This window comes from Aporhodopirellula sallentina SM41 (assembly GCF_000346505.1).
In the GTDB taxonomy this organism is placed as follows: Bacteria; Planctomycetota; Planctomycetia; order Pirellulales; family Pirellulaceae; genus Rhodopirellula; species Rhodopirellula sallentina.
On record NZ_ANOH01000099.1, the window covers coordinates 1 to 15,797 of the forward strand.

10 protein-coding genes and 1 tRNA gene are annotated in these 15,797 nt (G+C 58.7%); 7 read left to right on the top strand and 4 right to left on the bottom strand.

The window, feature by feature from the left end:
* Positions 1-387 precede the first annotated feature (387 nt).
* The gene (locus RSSM_RS05820; protein WP_008675585.1) at positions 388-1,761 is read left to right on the top strand and encodes a hypothetical protein; all 1,374 of its coding nucleotides are present in this window, start codon (positions 388-390) and stop codon (positions 1,759-1,761) included.
* Between the two features lie 60 nt (positions 1,762-1,821).
* Here RSSM_RS05820 and RSSM_RS05825 read toward each other — a convergent pair whose 3' ends face one another.
* Entirely contained in the window at positions 1,822-3,246 is a 1,425-nt protein-coding gene (locus tag RSSM_RS05825) for a hypothetical protein (protein ID WP_008675586.1), read from the bottom strand.
* 53 nt (positions 3,247-3,299) lie between these two features.
* Between RSSM_RS05825 and RSSM_RS05830 the strand changes: the two genes are divergently transcribed.
* The gene (locus tag RSSM_RS05830; RefSeq protein ID WP_044301306.1) at positions 3,300-3,836 is read left to right on the top strand and encodes a shikimate kinase; all 537 of its coding nucleotides are present in this window, start codon (positions 3,300-3,302) and stop codon (positions 3,834-3,836) included.
* A 501-nt stretch (positions 3,837-4,337) separates the two neighbouring features.
* Here RSSM_RS05830 and RSSM_RS05835 read toward each other — a convergent pair.
* Positions 4,338-5,738, bottom strand: coding sequence for a beta-ketoacyl-ACP synthase III (locus tag RSSM_RS05835; protein ID WP_008675590.1), 1,401 nt, complete (start codon positions 5,736-5,738; stop codon positions 4,338-4,340).
* A gap of 60 nt (positions 5,739-5,798) precedes the next feature.
* On the opposite strand from RSSM_RS05835, the gene RSSM_RS05840 reads away from it, so the two are divergent.
* The 5 genes from RSSM_RS05840 (at position 5,799) to RSSM_RS05865 (ending at position 13,446) form a co-directional block, all read left to right on the top strand.
* Positions 5,799-5,872: transfer RNA gene (locus RSSM_RS05840), tRNA-Met, on the top strand.
* Between the two features lie 487 nt (positions 5,873-6,359).
* A complete protein-coding gene (locus RSSM_RS05850) occupies positions 6,360-7,481 on the top strand; it encodes a fatty acid desaturase family protein (RefSeq protein ID WP_008675592.1) in 1,122 nt (373 codons plus the stop codon).
* A 307-nt stretch (positions 7,482-7,788) separates the two neighbouring features.
* Positions 7,789-8,748 carry an aminotransferase class IV gene (locus RSSM_RS05855; RefSeq protein ID WP_008675593.1) on the top strand — a complete coding sequence of 320 codons (960 nt, stop codon included), beginning with the start codon at positions 7,789-7,791 and terminating at the stop codon, positions 8,746-8,748.
* 87 nt (positions 8,749-8,835) lie between these two features.
* Positions 8,836-11,085: an efflux RND transporter periplasmic adaptor subunit gene (locus RSSM_RS05860; RefSeq protein ID WP_008675595.1), complete on the top strand. Its 2,250-nt coding sequence runs from the start codon at positions 8,836-8,838 to the stop codon at positions 11,083-11,085.
* A 12-nt stretch (positions 11,086-11,097) separates the two neighbouring features.
* The gene (locus RSSM_RS05865; protein WP_008675596.1) at positions 11,098-13,446 is read left to right on the top strand and encodes an HlyD family efflux transporter periplasmic adaptor subunit; all 2,349 of its coding nucleotides are present in this window, start codon (positions 11,098-11,100) and stop codon (positions 13,444-13,446) included.
* A 70-nt stretch (positions 13,447-13,516) separates the two neighbouring features.
* On the opposite strand, the gene RSSM_RS05870 is transcribed toward RSSM_RS05865, so the two are convergent.
* A complete protein-coding gene (locus RSSM_RS05870; RefSeq protein WP_008675598.1) occupies positions 13,517-14,707 on the bottom strand; it encodes a DUF1570 domain-containing protein in 1,191 nt (396 codons plus the stop codon).
* 235 nt (positions 14,708-14,942) lie between these two features.
* Positions 14,943-15,797 (bottom strand): NAD(P)-dependent alcohol dehydrogenase (locus tag RSSM_RS05875; RefSeq protein WP_052335991.1); only part of this gene is annotated, 855 nt, incomplete at its 5' end.

The following is a 15,797-nucleotide window of genomic DNA, read 5'->3' on the forward strand; positions in this document are numbered from 1 at the left end:
ACGTAGCTCGGTCTTTCCAAGACCGAGTGCAGGCGTTGGCTAGTTCAATGATTCACAGTCATTGAATTTGCTGGCGAGATTGATCGTGGATTGTCCGCCTCGGAGATGCGGACCTATGTGGCACCTCGCCCAAGCGTTTGAACCGAAGTGCTTGAGCACTCGGGGTTGGGTGTGGAGAATCGGTTGGCGATTTTTCCCGAGGCCTTACGGCCGTTTGGCTCACTTTGGGGATGCGAACTGGTCTGATCGTGCGGGGTTGGGTGGTTTGGGCGTTTTGGCGGAGGGTTTGCCTTGTAATTCCCTGGGACTTCACTTCCGCCGAGACGGTGAAATTCGTTAGCTTTCAAGATGGCTGACCGCATTTTTCCCGTTCAGGACGCCTCTGCTATGCACGAACGAACCACGCGAGCGATCGCTCGATGGCTGTTCGTTGGTTGCTGCGCTGTGCCGACGTTTTTGACGATGTTCGCCATCTTGGTGACGTGGACGCCGTGGTACCACAACCGTGCCCGCCGTGCTCTCGCCGAGCACGTGTCGCTGCTGACCGGATTGCATGTCGAGATCGGGGATTTTGAGCGAGCGGATCCCACGACTTGGCAACTATCCGATGTTCGTTTGGCCGATCCCGAAACTTTGCGGCCCGTGGCGACCGTTCGGACGGTCCGGTGGATCTCCCAATCCGACAGTACGGTGATTCGGCTGAGCCAACCGGAGATCCGCGTCGAGACGCTCGATCAAGCTGCTACGATGATTCACCACCGATTTCTGTGTCGGCCCGACCAGACTCGGGTGCCGGTTCGAATCGCGGCCGACGACGTGACGTTGCGAGGTCAGTCGACTGCGCAGACTCTGCAAGATTTCGATGCTTATTTGGAAACCCGTGAGGACGTGGTTTGGGCGACGGTGCGTTGCATTCCCGCCGGCCAACGACCGGACAGCGAAGGCGTTCAGATTGAGGTGACGCGCGACCGATCGGCGTCGCCACCGATGACGTCATGGTCCGTGCAAACCGGGGAACTGCGGATGCCGCTCGCGGTGATGTCGGACTACTATCCGTTTCTCGAGCGTCTCGGTGCAGACGCGACTTTCGACGGAACCGTGAGCGCGTCGCGGCAGGACGGAATGGCGTCCGTCCCATGGTCGGTTTCGTTGGCGGGTCACTTCCGCGATGTTGACCTGGGCCAGTTGACCCAAGATTTGCCGCATCGTGTAACCGGGCGGGGCGAAATTTCAGTCGACCGTTGTCAACTCGATCGCGACGGTTCGGTGAACGTGGCTGGGCAATTGATCGCAAACGAAGGGTGGATGTCTTCGTCGATCCTGCCGCGACTCGCAGAAGATCTCGGGTGCGAATTGACGACGCCGATCCAAGACGATTTTGCGTTCGACGCGTTGGCGTTGCGATTCGATTTGTACGCGGCCCAGTTGCGGGTCGAGGGAATCTGTCGCGGGTTGCCCGGTCGCGAATGGTTGCCCTCGGACGTGGTGGTTTCCGCCGGTGGTCAACCGATCGTGTTGTCGCGGGGCGGGTGGTTGCCGGCAACGAATCTCGCTCGATTGGTCGCACCGCCCCACAGCGTGTCGATCCCGCTGTCAGGTCAAACGAAGGGCTTGCTCGAGATTCTGCGTCCGCCGAGTCACGCGTTGCCGGGCGGAACGACGGATCCGGCTAACATTGACGAAACGACCCAGCCCGCTGCACGGATCGGTCGACTGCAGCCATGGCGTCAAGAAACCGAGCCGATTTCTCAGCCGTATTGATGGCACGTGTCGGGGTGACGGGCACGTCGGCCGTGTCGGCTTCGAAACCTTATGCGAGCTTTACGCGAACTCGACTTTGGAGTCGCTCTTCTGCTCGGGAGTTTCGTCGACCATCTCGATGCTCAGCGTTTCGACGAGCACGTTGAAGTGCTCATCATGCCGACGGCTCGTTGTGAGAGTCCATCGTTGGTCGGCCGTGGACGCTTCATCGGGAAGCCGAACTTCGACGGTGTGAGTCAGCCATCCGGGAACGAGTCGCGGTTGTGTCTTTTCACAGAGGACGACGCCTTGTCGTCCACCGCCACCGGGAACCGGCATCCACGAGAGCGGCGACCAGGATGATGTCGGCACGAGCGACCAGGACCCGCCGTCACGAACCAAGCGTAGGCAACTCTTCGCAGGGAACGGGCCGATCGAATCGTGCGGGAAGACGACGAGGCCTTGGCGTCCCGGCACGGCGTACGATTTCCAAAGTCGAGCGAGCACGGGATCGAGCAACATGGTGCGGTAGAACTTCACCCGCCGCGCGGTCCATCGGAAAATGATCAGTGCGATCAAAAGCACGAACAGGTTGATCATCGTTGCGAGCGTGGGGCTGAACGCGTAGATCGACATCAAAACCGCACAGATCGCTTTGTTGCAGATTTCAAAGATCGCGTCGACGGTCGGAAATGGGGTCAGCCATACTAAAAACTCGAAGAAAAATTTGACGCTGTTGATGACCAACAGGTTAATCGCCATGGCGATCATCAGGAGCGTCTCGGCGGTGAAGCTGAGGATACCCGCCTGAAACACGAACGGGTTGCTAAGGCCCGCTGTTTGCAGTCCGCCATTGATGGCCGAGTCGATGCTGTTGTCGACATCGCCGGTGGAGTAACTCGCCGAGAGTTTGATCGCGAGCAAAATAATCACGACGGCGTAGGCTTCCACACGGTCCATCGCCTGAGCGAACGGTTTGCTGACTTTCGACAAACGTGGCAGGCTGGTCAGCAAGGCGAGGATCGCGAAGACGGCAAACAACGGAACGCTGCACAGTGGCCCGGAGTTGTTCAGCAGCGCGTTGTCGGTGATCCACTCCGGCCCCCACAGGGCGAGTCCCGACAAACAGGCGACGCCAAAAAAAGGGGACAGCGCCAAAGGTGCGAGGGGGCCGAGCCAATCGGCGATGTGCAACTGCTCGGCCCAAGCGGTGGCCGCGGCGATGTCGCTGGTTTTGAAGTCTCCCTGCAGTGCCTCGGGGATGTCTTTTTCGTCGATCTCCGGTTGGCCGCCGGGTTCGGTTTCTATGCCGGTGTTCGGCATGGTCGCGTTTTCGTCGCCTTCCTGCGGCAGGGCAGCAACGGCCCGAATCGGCAGAACCAGCTCGCTGGCTTCCCGTCCGCCGGCGACTTTTTCAGTCCCTCGTCCGCCGTCCGTTTTCAGTGTGTTGTCGATTATGACGAATGCGATCGCTGCGACAGCGAACAAAAAGAATTTACCGGTCATGAGGCCACCCGCCTTGTTGTCGTGAATAATCCGATCGCCTAATGTTTGCCACTATGAAACGACCACATCTCTATTTGACCGGGTATCGAGGGTGCGGCAAGAGTACTGTCGCAAAACTATTGGGTGATTCTCTCGCGTTACCTGTCTGCGACCTCGATTCTGTGATCGAAGAGACGGCAGGCATGAGCATCGCGGATATTTTCGCCAGGGAAACCGAGACCGGGTTTCGCGATCGCGAGACGAAATGCTTGGAAGAGGTCGCGGGCCAACCGAAACGGGTGATCGCGTTGGGCGGCGGAGCGATTCTGCGGTCGATGAATCGTCGAACGATCATGCGGACGGGTTGGTGCGTTTGGTTGGACGCCGATCCGGCGACGATCGCTGACCGAATCGCAGGAGACGCGACCACGAGAGAACGCCGCCCGTCGTTGACCGGCAAGTCGGTGGTCGACGAGGTTATTGACGTGATGAACCAACGCGAGTCGCTGTATCGCGAGGTCGCCGACATGCGAGTGGACGCGAGCAAGCGACCGGCCGAAGAGATCGCAAGCGAAATCAGAGACGCGTTCTCAAAGTTGCCGCAGTGGTAGCGTGTTGACTTTCAGCCCTTTGAGCCGCATCGGATGTGGCTGTTGGTTTTCTGCCACTTCTTCACGCCAGAGGTGTGTTAAGCGATTAGCCTTTGGTCGAGCGTAGGGCAAAACCACCGGGGTAGCTTCACCGGGGACGTGGACCGTGTTGGATGAGGCCACGAGCTGTTGATTGCCCACAAGTCGGTTCTATCCCGGAGGGATTTCAAGCAATTAGCACCAGGTCGCGTTAGCGCGCCTGGGGAGATCGATCGTACGAAGTTCTGACCGACCCCGAAGATGGTCGCAGCACAACCGCCGTCTAATTGCTAAAACGCCTTCAGCGTGAAGAAACTTGTGGGTAACAGACAGAACAGACAGGAGGCCACGAGTCCCTTCGTGGGGAAGGACTCGTTGCCTCGTCCAATACCAGAGGCTGCGTTTAGCCAGTCGACATCTCGCGGGTTGCTTGTTTTTTTGTGATGACAGGAGTTTCAAATCTGTCACCGCTTTAAGAAGCGGCTACCAACGCATCAGCAGCGTGCCCCAGGCGAGGCCTGCGCCGAAGCCGCTCATCAGGACGAGATCGCCACGCTGCAGCCTTCCTGCTTGGACGGCTTCGTCGAGCGCGAGCGGGATGCTGGCGGCGGAGGTGTTGCCGAACCGATCCAGGTTGACGAAGACTTTGGATCGTTCAACGCCGAGATCGGAAACCGCTGAGTCAATGATTCGCTGATTCGCTTGATGCAGCACCAACAGCGACAGTTCCTCGGGAGCAACCGACGCGTGCTGAAGCACATCTTTCGCGCTTTCATCGACGACACGTACGGCCCATTTGAATACCGCGCGTCCGTCCATCTTCATGTACTGGTCCCCTTCGGCGTGTGCTTCCGGGGTGAGCGGTTTACGGCTGCCGCCGGCACGGATGCAGAGCAGATCGCCAAAGCGTCCTTCACTGCCGAGTTGGTAGCTGATGATTCCGTCGTCTGGAATCGATGGCGAGGCTTCGTTCGAGTTGGTTGATGCCGGTGAGTCGTCTGAGGTTGGATCAGCTTCGCAAGCGGTCAACAACGTTGCGGCGGCCGCGTCGCCGAACAACGGGTACGTTTTCTTGTCGTCCGGGTCGACCGTGCGGCTCATCAGGTCCGCGCCGATCACCAACGCATTCTTCGCGTTGCCCGCGGCGACGAATTGAGCCGCCGTCACGAGAGCGTAAGTGAAACCCGAACACGCGACGGAGATGTCCATCGCCGGGGCTGACGCACCGAGCATGCTCTGGACTTGGCAGGCGGTCGACGGTGTCGGACGGTCGGGCGTGATGGTCGCGACGATGATCAGGTCGACGTCATCGATTTTTGTGTTGCTGTTTTCCAGGCAACGCAGTGCAGCTTCGTAGCACATGTCGCTGGTCGCCTCGTCCGGTCGGGCGTGGCGTCGTTCGCGGATTCCGGTGCGGCGGACGATCCAGTCGCTGTCACACCCGAGCGCGGCCAAGTCTTCGTTCGTGACGCAGTTTTCGGGCACGTAAGATCCTGTGCCGGCGATCCGCACCCCAGCGACCCGTCCCATTCGGCCGCGAGCGGTGACGGTCCCCTTGGCGAGTGCGGCACCGTTCGCCGTGTTGGCGTCGGTGTTCGTGGGCGATCCACCGGAGCTCTGGTTTTTCGCCGAGTGGATTGATGTTTTGGGCGATTCGCTAGTCGGTTCGGTGTGCAACCAACTTTCCTCGTTTTCAGGGATAAAATGACGCAAACGGATTTGCGGTGCTGTCGGGGCAGAATATACATAAACGGGCGATTTGACGACATATCCACCGATCTGCAAAGACAGCGATAGAGACGTCTTTTCAAATAAGAAGATTTGTCGTAAGTTTCCGCCTTCTCGAGGACGATACCTGTTTTCGCGAGCGAACCTGAGCGACATTTTTGTGCTCTCTCGGGGTTGCCAACGCGGAACGTTCGGTTACGTTCTCGTGAACTCCAAGGCGATGTAGCTCAGTTGGTTAGAGCGGAGTCTTCATAAGGCTTAGGTCAGCGGTTCGAGTCCGCTCATCGCTACTTTTCAGCGTCCGGAAAGACACCGGACGCTTTTTTTCTGCGCGGTCGGGTAGGCAGGGCTGCGGGGAGCGGCGTTGATTCCGCCGGCACAAGCCCGGCCGGAAACGCGTGACATGATGGCATCTTGGCCTTTCCGTCGGGCTTGACCCGGCGGAAGGGGCAACTGATAGCTACCCCCATGGGCTCCGGAAATTTCGCTCTCCTGCCGGGCTTGTCCTGGCCGGGGCCGTGAATGAGTGCGTTGATGAATTCAAACCTTACGGGGGACATTCACGGTGTGCGGTGAGAAATCAGCCGGAGGTTCGCTCGGAAGGGATTGGCTAAAAATACTGGTCATGCGCTCATCTTGACCCAAAACGAATTATTTTGGTGGATTGTCGTGTGAGTCGATGTTTTGTTGGAATTTGCACAGTAGGCGGTGTCGTGCGTTTCCCGAATCGACGGATTTTTTTGCCGTGATTGGACGGCTTCCATCGGAAACTCTTTGATGAACCAGACCGAAAAAGCACCGAGTTGCCACCCGTTTCGTTTCTCGCAGGCTCGTTCGCTGATCGCTGACCTGCAGCGTCCCAACCAAACCATTTACTGGGTCGATTTTCTTTGCTCGATCATTCTCGGGCACCTGACGCTGCACACGATGTTTTGGGCTCCGTATTTCTATGGATTCGAACCGTGGGTGATCGCGGTCATCGGGGTCAGTTACGTCGTCACGATCCTGCTTTACATGCGGGCGTTGATGTTCATTCACGAATTGGTGCATTTGCCGGAGAAAGGGTTCACGTTCTTTCGGGTCGCTTGGAACGCCCTTTGTGGGATCTTCTTCCTGGTGCCGTCGTTCTTGTATTACCCGCACGTCGATCACCATCGGCGGAAACACTACGGCACCGATCATGACGGCGAGTACCTGCCGCTGGCCAATCGCAGTCCGTGGTTGATTGTCGGGTTCATTGTTCAAGCGTTGTTCTTGCCGCTGTTGGCGTTGTTGCGTTTTGCCGTGATCAGCCCGATTTGTTGGGTGTTCCCGCGACTGCGACCGTTCGTGCACCGTCACATGTCGACTATGTTGGTTGACCCCTTTTACGAACGGCCCGACGCGTCACCGAAATTGATGCGAATCGTCATCATGCAAGAGGTGTTGTGTTTCACATGGTGCGTTTGGTTCTTGATCCGCGGTGGGATCATGCGTGACCGATGGATCGACCCGTTTTGGCTGATCGCGTACAGCGTTGGTGTTGGGATCCTCGTGCTCAATGAGTTCCGAACGCTCGGTGCTCACCGATGGAACAATGATGGTGGGGAGATGACTTTCGAGGAACAACTTCTCGATAGTGTTAACTTCCCCGAGCGGCCCTGGTTCACGGAATTGTGGGGACCGGTGGGAACCCGCTACCACGCACTGCACCACCTGTTCCCGCGTCTGCCCTATCACAATCTTGGTGAGGCCCACCGGCGGTTGACCGAAGGTTTGCCTGCCGATTCGGTGTACCATAAAACGTCGGAGGTGTCGTTGACCTCGGCGATCATGAAGTTGTGGAGGCGGGCGAAGGATTCCAAACGCTCCCGCCCGGTCATGGTCTCACCTGAAAACGCAACCGCCGTTGGTTCCTGAGTCGCCCCCGAAATCGAGGCGACGTCGGAATCGTCGTGGTACGTCAAAGCTTCATTGGGGAGTAGCGAAACTCGCCAAGAGTTTGTCGATTTAATCGAGAGTCAACCTGTTTTCGTTTAACCGGTAGCCGTAGGCGACGCTTGACGCAACACAACCTACCCTTCGGGCACGGGTTAAACGAATAAATCAACAGCCCGCCAAGAGTTTCGGGAGGGGGCGTGAATTGCCGAACGTCTTGGCGAATTTTGCTACGGCGTTCAACCGTCGTTCTCGATCGTGACGCACCACGAGTAGCCCGAAAGCCGCAATGGATCAAAGCACGAACGATTTCGAAAACCATCAGGCTTTCTTTGTTTGCGAGCGACTCGGCCGGTCCGGATGGGGGCCGTATCACGATGTGCGGTTGCCGGTCGATGATCTCGGGTTTCGACAAGCGGTAACGGCCGTGGAGCGGTTGCGAACTTACGGGGGAGTGCCCTTTCGGATGCCGCAGCATTGGCAGCGATTGCAGCGCACGCTCGGTTGCCTGCGAATCAAGGAACCAGCCGGTGATGATTGGTTCGGCCCGGTGAAACTCACCGAAAGGGTTCAGGAACTGTTGAGCCGCAACGCGTCGTTGGTTCAATCATGTGGCGACGTTGGGATCACGGTTTGGGTAACGCCCGGCGAGCGAGCCGATGCGGCTCCTTCGATGGCGATGCATCTCAATCCGATCGATCATGAACTGGTCGCCCAACGTCGACGCGAAGGGCAGGCCGTTGTGCTGACTACGGTCACGCAGCCCGATCCGTCATGTTGGCCGCGGCAGGCGAAAGTCCGCTGTCGGTTGCACTACTATCTCGCGGACCAGATGGCTCGGGATATCGCGAAACAACACTCCGTCGGCTCGGTGCCAACGGGATTGCTGCGTGACTCGGATGGAACGTGGACTGAGTCGGGGATTGCGAATGTCGGTTTGATCGTCGACGGCGAGATCGTCTTGGCACCCGAGGATCGAGTTCTACCGGGCGTGACGCAGGACTTTGTGATTTCCGTGGCGAAAACGCGTGGCATCCACGTTCGCCGTCTTCCGATGACGACGCGGATGATTCGAGATGCCGAGAACGTTTTGCTGATGGGAACCGATAACGGCGTTTGGTTCGGAAGCGAAGTGCTGCATGCGGATCGGTCCGAGAGCGAACCGCTTTGCAAATTTGATTCGCCCGAGAGCGACGGCGTGGTGAGGATTCTTCAGGCGGAGCTGTCGGCGGCGACCGAACCCGCATAACCGGAAAATCCGATTCTGGCTCGGGCGATTTCGCTCGCGGGGCGTTGAATTCGCCCGTCCGATCGCGTTTTCACCAAACAAAACGCGATGAATTTCGACGCGGCGTGTATCCTGAATGGCATGTCCAGCCATCCGTCCACGTCCGTCAAATCCGTCGCCGACTCGCCGTCTGGTTCGCAGTCCGGGGCCCGCGGTGCGGGTGCTGTGGATGTCGCCGCGGAGGTCGAGCGTCTTGCGGAACAGTCCGGCAGTCGGGATGAGTTCCTGCAGCATGTTGCCGCCTACACGGCCGAAACGTTGCACGCGGCGCTGGTCGCGGTGAAGGATTCGCGGTGGAGCCAACCGCGGATGTTGGTGCGAGAGGAAGCGGTCGCCGTAGGAATCGATCGCGATCAAATCCGATCCATCCTCGATTCGGCAACGTCGGCGGTGTCGTCGATTAGCGTTCAGAGCGATCTCGCCGCGAGCGGGATTGTGATGCCCGGCGGCGAATCGCGTGCGTGCGGCGGGTTGAGCGTGGAGTTGCTACCGGGGCCGCAACGATGCTGTTTAGCAGTCGTACAAAGCGAACAACGAAACGCGGCACAAATGCTGCCCGCAATGAAAACACTGTCGAACATTTCGGCCGCGTCACAGGCCACACGTTTTCATGAATCGGCCGCGTCGTCGGAACCGGACGGCGAAGATTCGACGGGCAGTTCAGAGGACAAGGCGTTGGTTGATCTCACCCATGTGCCAGGGAACGTCAGTGCGAATGCGATCGCGACGGCAGGCGAACTCGACCGAAACATGCAGGTGCGGGCTTCGTTGCGGCGGTTTCATGATTCGCTCGATCCGACCGCGACGGCGTACACGATCGCATCGGAGTTGCCCCGATTGCTGTCGTGCGACCGAGCGGTGGTGTTGTCGGTGGTGCGACGAAATTCAAAACGTCCCAAGTACAAAGTCACCGCGATCAGCGGATCGTCTGTCGTGGATCGACGTGCTCCGTTGGTTCGATCCATGAACCGTTTGGCCGAGAAGGTTGCCGTGTTGGGCGAACCGATTGTGTTGCCACCGGCGGTCGCAGACGATCCCGATTTGCCGCCGGATAGCAATCTACCGCCGCAGATTGAGGACGCGTTGGAAGAGTACCTCGATGAGTCAGGAGTTCTCAGCGTCACGGTGCTGCCAATTTACGAACCCGTAGCGTCAAGCGACATCGCCGAAGATGGGCACCCGCTTGATACGGTCGGTGCGGACACTGCCGTCAACGCCGCGTCGGATCGAGCACCGCTGTCGATTCTGTTGTTGGAAACTTTCTCCGGTGACCACCATGGTATCTCGCGAGGTCTAATCGAAGTCGGGAAGGAAGCCGCCACCGCGATCAGCAATTCGCGCCGTTACGATGAAGTGTTTGCTCTGCCGGTACGCCGCCCGCTCGCTGGACTCGCCCGCGCGACGGTTCGCAATTGGTTGATCGCGATCGCGTTGTTGGTCGGCGCTGCCGCGGTTGCCGGGTGGATGATCCGCGTCGACCATACGGTTGTCGCGACCGGTGTGGCACGGCCTGCGGAACGACGAGCGATTTTTTCGGCGGTCGAAGGCGTGGTGAAAGAAGTATTGGTTCGGGACGGGCATTCGGTGTCATCGGGCGATGTCTTGGTGCGACTCGAGAACGCGGAGCTGACGCGGGAAGCCGAGTCGTTGTCGGGGCAACTCGCGACGGCGACGCAGAAGCTCGCTTCGTTGCGAGCGATGCAGCTCGTCGGTGACAACGACCCGCGAGCGACTGCGGAGAACGCGATCGAACAGGGGGCTCTCGAAAACGAAATTCACACGATTGGGCGTCGGCTCGAGATCAACCGAGCGATGCGTGGTGATCTTGATATTGTTGCACCGATCGACGGTGTGGTCGTTGGTTGGCGGCTCGATGAAAAGCTCCGCTCGCGACCGATCAATCGCGGAGACCGCTTGTTTGCGTTGGTCGCGGTCGAGGGTGCATGGGAACTCGATCTTCATCTCGACGAAACCAAATCCGGTGAGGTCATGACGTTGCATCAACACGGTGATCGGCTGCCCGTGCGATTCGCGGTCGCGTCGCAGCCGACGGAAACGTTTCACGCGGAGCTTTCGCGAATCGGAGGAGTCGCCCGGCGTCGATCCGATGCGGTGAACGTCGTCGACGTGGTCGCGTTGGTGGATTCGGAATCGACGCCGTTTTTGCATCGTGATGGTTTCCGCGGCGACATCGACGTGACCGCCAAGATCGTCTGCCCGCAGCGTCGTTTGATCGATTCGCTCAGCGACGATTTGATTGCGTGGTTCCATCGCAACGTGCTGTTTCGGTTCCGATAGGTGGGGCGTCACGTGAGTGATCGGAATACTTCGGCGAGTCGTCCACTCGGGATCCGGCATCAGATCGGTTTGAAAGCCGTGCGGGTATCGCACCGGCACAACGCGAGCGTCAACGTGCACGATCCCGTCGCGGGCAAGTACCACCGGCTGCGCGAAGATGAATACTTCCTGCTGTGTCGACTCGACGGCGATTGTTCGCTCAATGACCTTCGCGACGCCTACGAGAATCGGTATCCGAATCGAAGAGTTTCGCCGGCGCAGCTCAACGCATTGCTATTTCGATTCCACGAGAGTGGTTTGGCGGTTTCGAGTTCCGCGAACCAAGGTGCGTCGTTGCTGTTACGGTCGGATCGTGACCGTCGACGGCGATGGATGTCGACCATGGCGCAGTGGTTGTTCATTCGGTTTCCGAGCGTCGACCCGGCTCCGGTGATGCGATGGATCAATCCGATTGCTCGTCCATTGTTATCGTCGGTTGGCGTTAGCGTAGGGGCCGCGTTTGTTGCTGTTTCGTTGATCACGATGGTGGTTCATCGTCAGCGATTCGTCGCCGAACTGCCCACCGCTTCGCAGTGGATGACGTTCGAGAACGCGATTCTGCTCGCCGTCGTTGTTGGTTCGACCAAGATTGCTCACGAATTGGGGCACGCCGCGGTCTCGGAGAGGTTCGGCGCACGGTGTCGGGGGATCGGGCCGATGTTGTTGGTTTTCACTCCCGCACTGTACTGCGACACGTCGGCGTCGTGGATGTTGGCGAGTCGTTGGAAGCGGGCCGCCGTTTCGCTCGCGGGGATCGCCACGGAAGTGATGATCGCGTCGGTGGCGATTTGGGTTTGGCTGTATTCTTCGGCGGGAGTGGTCCACACGATCGCGTCGCATGTCATGTTGGTTTGTGGCGTCAGTACGGTGCTCTTCAACGCCAACCCGTTGCTGCGATACGACGGCTACTATTTGCTCTCTGACCTGACCGATGTGCCCAACCTCGGAATGCGAGCCAACCGACGTTTGACGGGGAGTCTCCGGCGGATTTGCCTCGGTGTGAACGACCCGCACAAACCGGTCGAACGTGTCGATGAGTCGACGTGGTTGCTGCTCTACGCGATCGCCGCGTTGGTTTACCGATGGGGTCTGATGTTCGCGATCATCGGTTTTATTTGGTACGCGCTGCGTCCTCATGGGCTCGCGATCGTCGGACAGGTTGCCGCCGTCGTTGCCGTGGCGACCATGCTGGTCTCGGCCATGGTGCCGTTTTGGAAATTCCTGTCTGACCCCTCGTCGAGGAGAAGAATTCGAATGTCACGTCTCATGCTGACGACGATCGCCCTGATCACCGTAATCGCGATCGGATGCATCGACTTCCCACGCAGCGTCGTCGCGAAGGCGAGGTTGATGCCGTCGCACGAAGAACGCGTCTACATCACCGCGGGCGGTGTGATGTCGAAACTGCATGTGCGGCCCGGGGATCACGTCGACCGCGGCGATGTGCTCGTCGAGCTCGACAATCCCGGGTTGGAACGACGGCTCGTCGATGCTGAGGGTAAGCTCGCTGAGCAGGAGCGCCGGATCGCATCGTTGCGTCAATCACAAACACTCGTTCCCGAAGCGACCGATCACCTCGCCGCCGCTGAAGAGATGCTTGCTCAATTGCGTGACGAGGTGGCGGCAACGAAGAAGAAGATCGATTCGCTGACGGTGACCGCGTTGTGTGAGGGCACCGTGATCGCTGCGGCGGGCAACCGCAGCGGGCAAGGCTCCTCGACGATCGACTCCGGTAACAATCAACTCGACCGAGCGGTACTCGATCCCGATGCGGACCGCTCGCCCGCGCTGGTGCGAAACGGCGTCAGACTAGCGTCATGGACGGGACGGCCGACCGATTCCGAGAACCTGCGATGCTTCTTTGAACCCGGCACTGAATTGCTCAGCCTCGTGGCGAATGATCGCTGGGTTGCCGAAGTCATGTTGGATTCTGTCGAAGTCAGCCGCGTAAAGATCGGAATGCCGGCCACCGTGATTTGGGATTCAACGCCAGCGGAGCGCATCCAAGGTCGTGTCGAACGAATATCCGAAGAACGTTTTGATCCGAGCGTCGACGCTCACCGCCGGGATCATCCTGGATCAGCAAGAGGCCAGTTGACGCCGGACACTCGCTATCTGGTGTCGGTTGCTTTGGACGATCCTGCTTTGGACGAAACGGGCAGAGTGCAGAAAGCAGATGAAGAAAAGAAAGCGGGCGAAGACCAGTCCGTCGCACCGATTCGGTTGGTCGGTGCAAGCGGCCGAGTCAAAATCGCAACTCCGCCGCAGAGTATTTGGAGCCGGATCGCGGAAAGCCTCGCGGGCGTGTTTCGTTTCCGGTGAGCCGTCTCAAACGCATGTTGTCAAACGGTTCTCGCATCGTCCGAGAAAGCGATTCGGCGCCAGGCCGACGTTAGCGGACACGCATCATGTAGTTCACAAATTTCTTATCGAGATCATCGATCGACATCTCAAACGCCGACTCGAGCATCTCGATTCTCTCTCGCCCAGTCCGCTCGCGCAGAGGTTCGCTTTTGCTGAGTTCTTGAAGATAGGCGATGTACTGTTTCTTCATCGTTCGAATCGCGAAGTAAGTTAACGCCCACGACTCGCCATACGCGTCTTCGGCCGTTGCGGATGATCGAAAGCGGGAGTCATCCGCGACCATCGTCACGAGCGAATCTTTGGGGCGGCGAGGCTGGTAGCGTCGCCATCGTCGCAGATTAACCATGTTGACGCGTCCCACGCCCCGCCAACCGCGTGGATTGCTCAGGTCGGGGGACTCAAAGAACATCGCCAAACCTTCGCTGACCCACATCGGGTTGTCGGCAAAGCGTGTTTGCAGTCCGCAATTGTAGGCGAGTTGATGCGTTGCCTCGTGAATGATCGTTGCGATGTTGCGTTCGATGTTTTGGACCCGGTACGTGGTCATCCGATTGCTTTCGAGATGGTAATAACCGATCACGCTTTGAGCGGTCTCGCCGATCTCGTTGCCCGCGTGTTTCAAAAACGCGTTCCGGTCGCGAAGGACCAACGCCACGAGCGGGTACTCGGGTTCTTCCAACGCGACACGCTGGTTTTTCCAGTATGCAAAAAACGCTCGGTATAACGATTCAAACAACGTCCCGACGTCGCGTGCGTATTCCGTGTTGCCTTGATGCAGGATCACGTAGTGCGAGGTATGGAACGCCGCGAAATCGCCGGGCAGTTCCCCGAGCATCCGGCGTTCAATCTCATCGGCATCGACCGGTTCGGGAGGCGGGCTTTCCTCGAGGTGAGTGATCTGTTCGGGTTGGATCAACCAAATGCGTCCGTCGTCCCCTCGCAGCAACACGCCGCCATCAGCAGCCTCAACCAAAACTTCTCCGTCAACGACCCGTTTGCCTCCTGCGACTTTTCCGTCACGCAGATCGCGAAAGACGACTTGGTCGGCGACAGCGGATCCGGAGAGCAGAACCAGCAATCCGACGCAGATCGATCGATGTAACAGGTGATGCAATGGCATGCGGTGCAGGAAGTGGACAAAGGAACGTGCGAAGATGATCCAACCGGTATCACAGTCGACCGGTTCTCGTAACACGATCGCATTGTAACGCACTTCCAATCCACAAACGCTGCGTGGCAGTGTGCGGACGCATGAAATCTCGATCGGGTGGTAAGTGGTGTACCCTTTGTAGCGGATACCGGTTCCAGACCGTTGATTTCATGATTAGCAATGTTTTCGCCGACGATGTTGACGCCACCAACCGGCAGCTATCGCTTTGCCGTTCACTCAAACATTTGGCCAAACCGATGAAACCAACCCTCCGGTTCGTTGTCGCGCTGATTCGCGTTGCCGGTTAGGCGACGCCGCGCGTCATCACCACCTTTCCGCGGTCCACGCCTGACTCGACTCGCCGGTGAGCCTCGGCGCACTGAGTCAATTCGAAACGACTGTCGATCGTGACCCGCAGTTTGCCGGCTTTCCGCAACCGAATCAGTTCTTTCAGATCGTCGGATCGCGGTTGTGCCAACATCACTGTTCCTGATTTGGACAGCGGCCACGTCAGCACCGTGGTCAGCATGCCCTTCACATCGGGTTCGGTGGACACGTAGTGCCCGCCGGGATTCATCACGTCTTTCGCGTCCCAGTACCCCGATTTTCCGGCGGCGTCGAAAATCACATCCCAACGTTTGCTCGATTCGGTGAAGTCGACTTGTTCGTAATCGATGAACTCGTCCGCGCCGAGCGACAGACAGAAATCGCGGTTGTCACTGCTCGCGACCGCGGTGCAAAAGCAACCGTAGGCCTTCGCGATTTGAACGGCGAACATGCCAACCCCGCCGCTCGCGCCGTTGACCAAGACACGGTCTCCCGGTTCCATCTTTCCATGATCGCGGAGTGATTGCAGAGCCGTGGTGCCGGCGAGCGGCATGGCGGCGGCCTTTTCAAACGATAAGTCGTCGGGCAGCTTCGCGGCCGCATCGATCGCGCAGACGGCGAATTCTGCACAGGCACCACCGCGCGCCGAATTCAAGAACGCCATGACACGATCGCCAACGCGAAACGGAGCGTCGTCGGCACAGTCGGCGACAACGCCAGCGACGTCGTAACCCGGCACACGTGGGAATCCACCGGGCAGCAATCCCTTCATCTCGCCGCTCCGCAATCGATAGTCGATCGGATTGACGCTGGTAGCGTGCACTTCAATCAG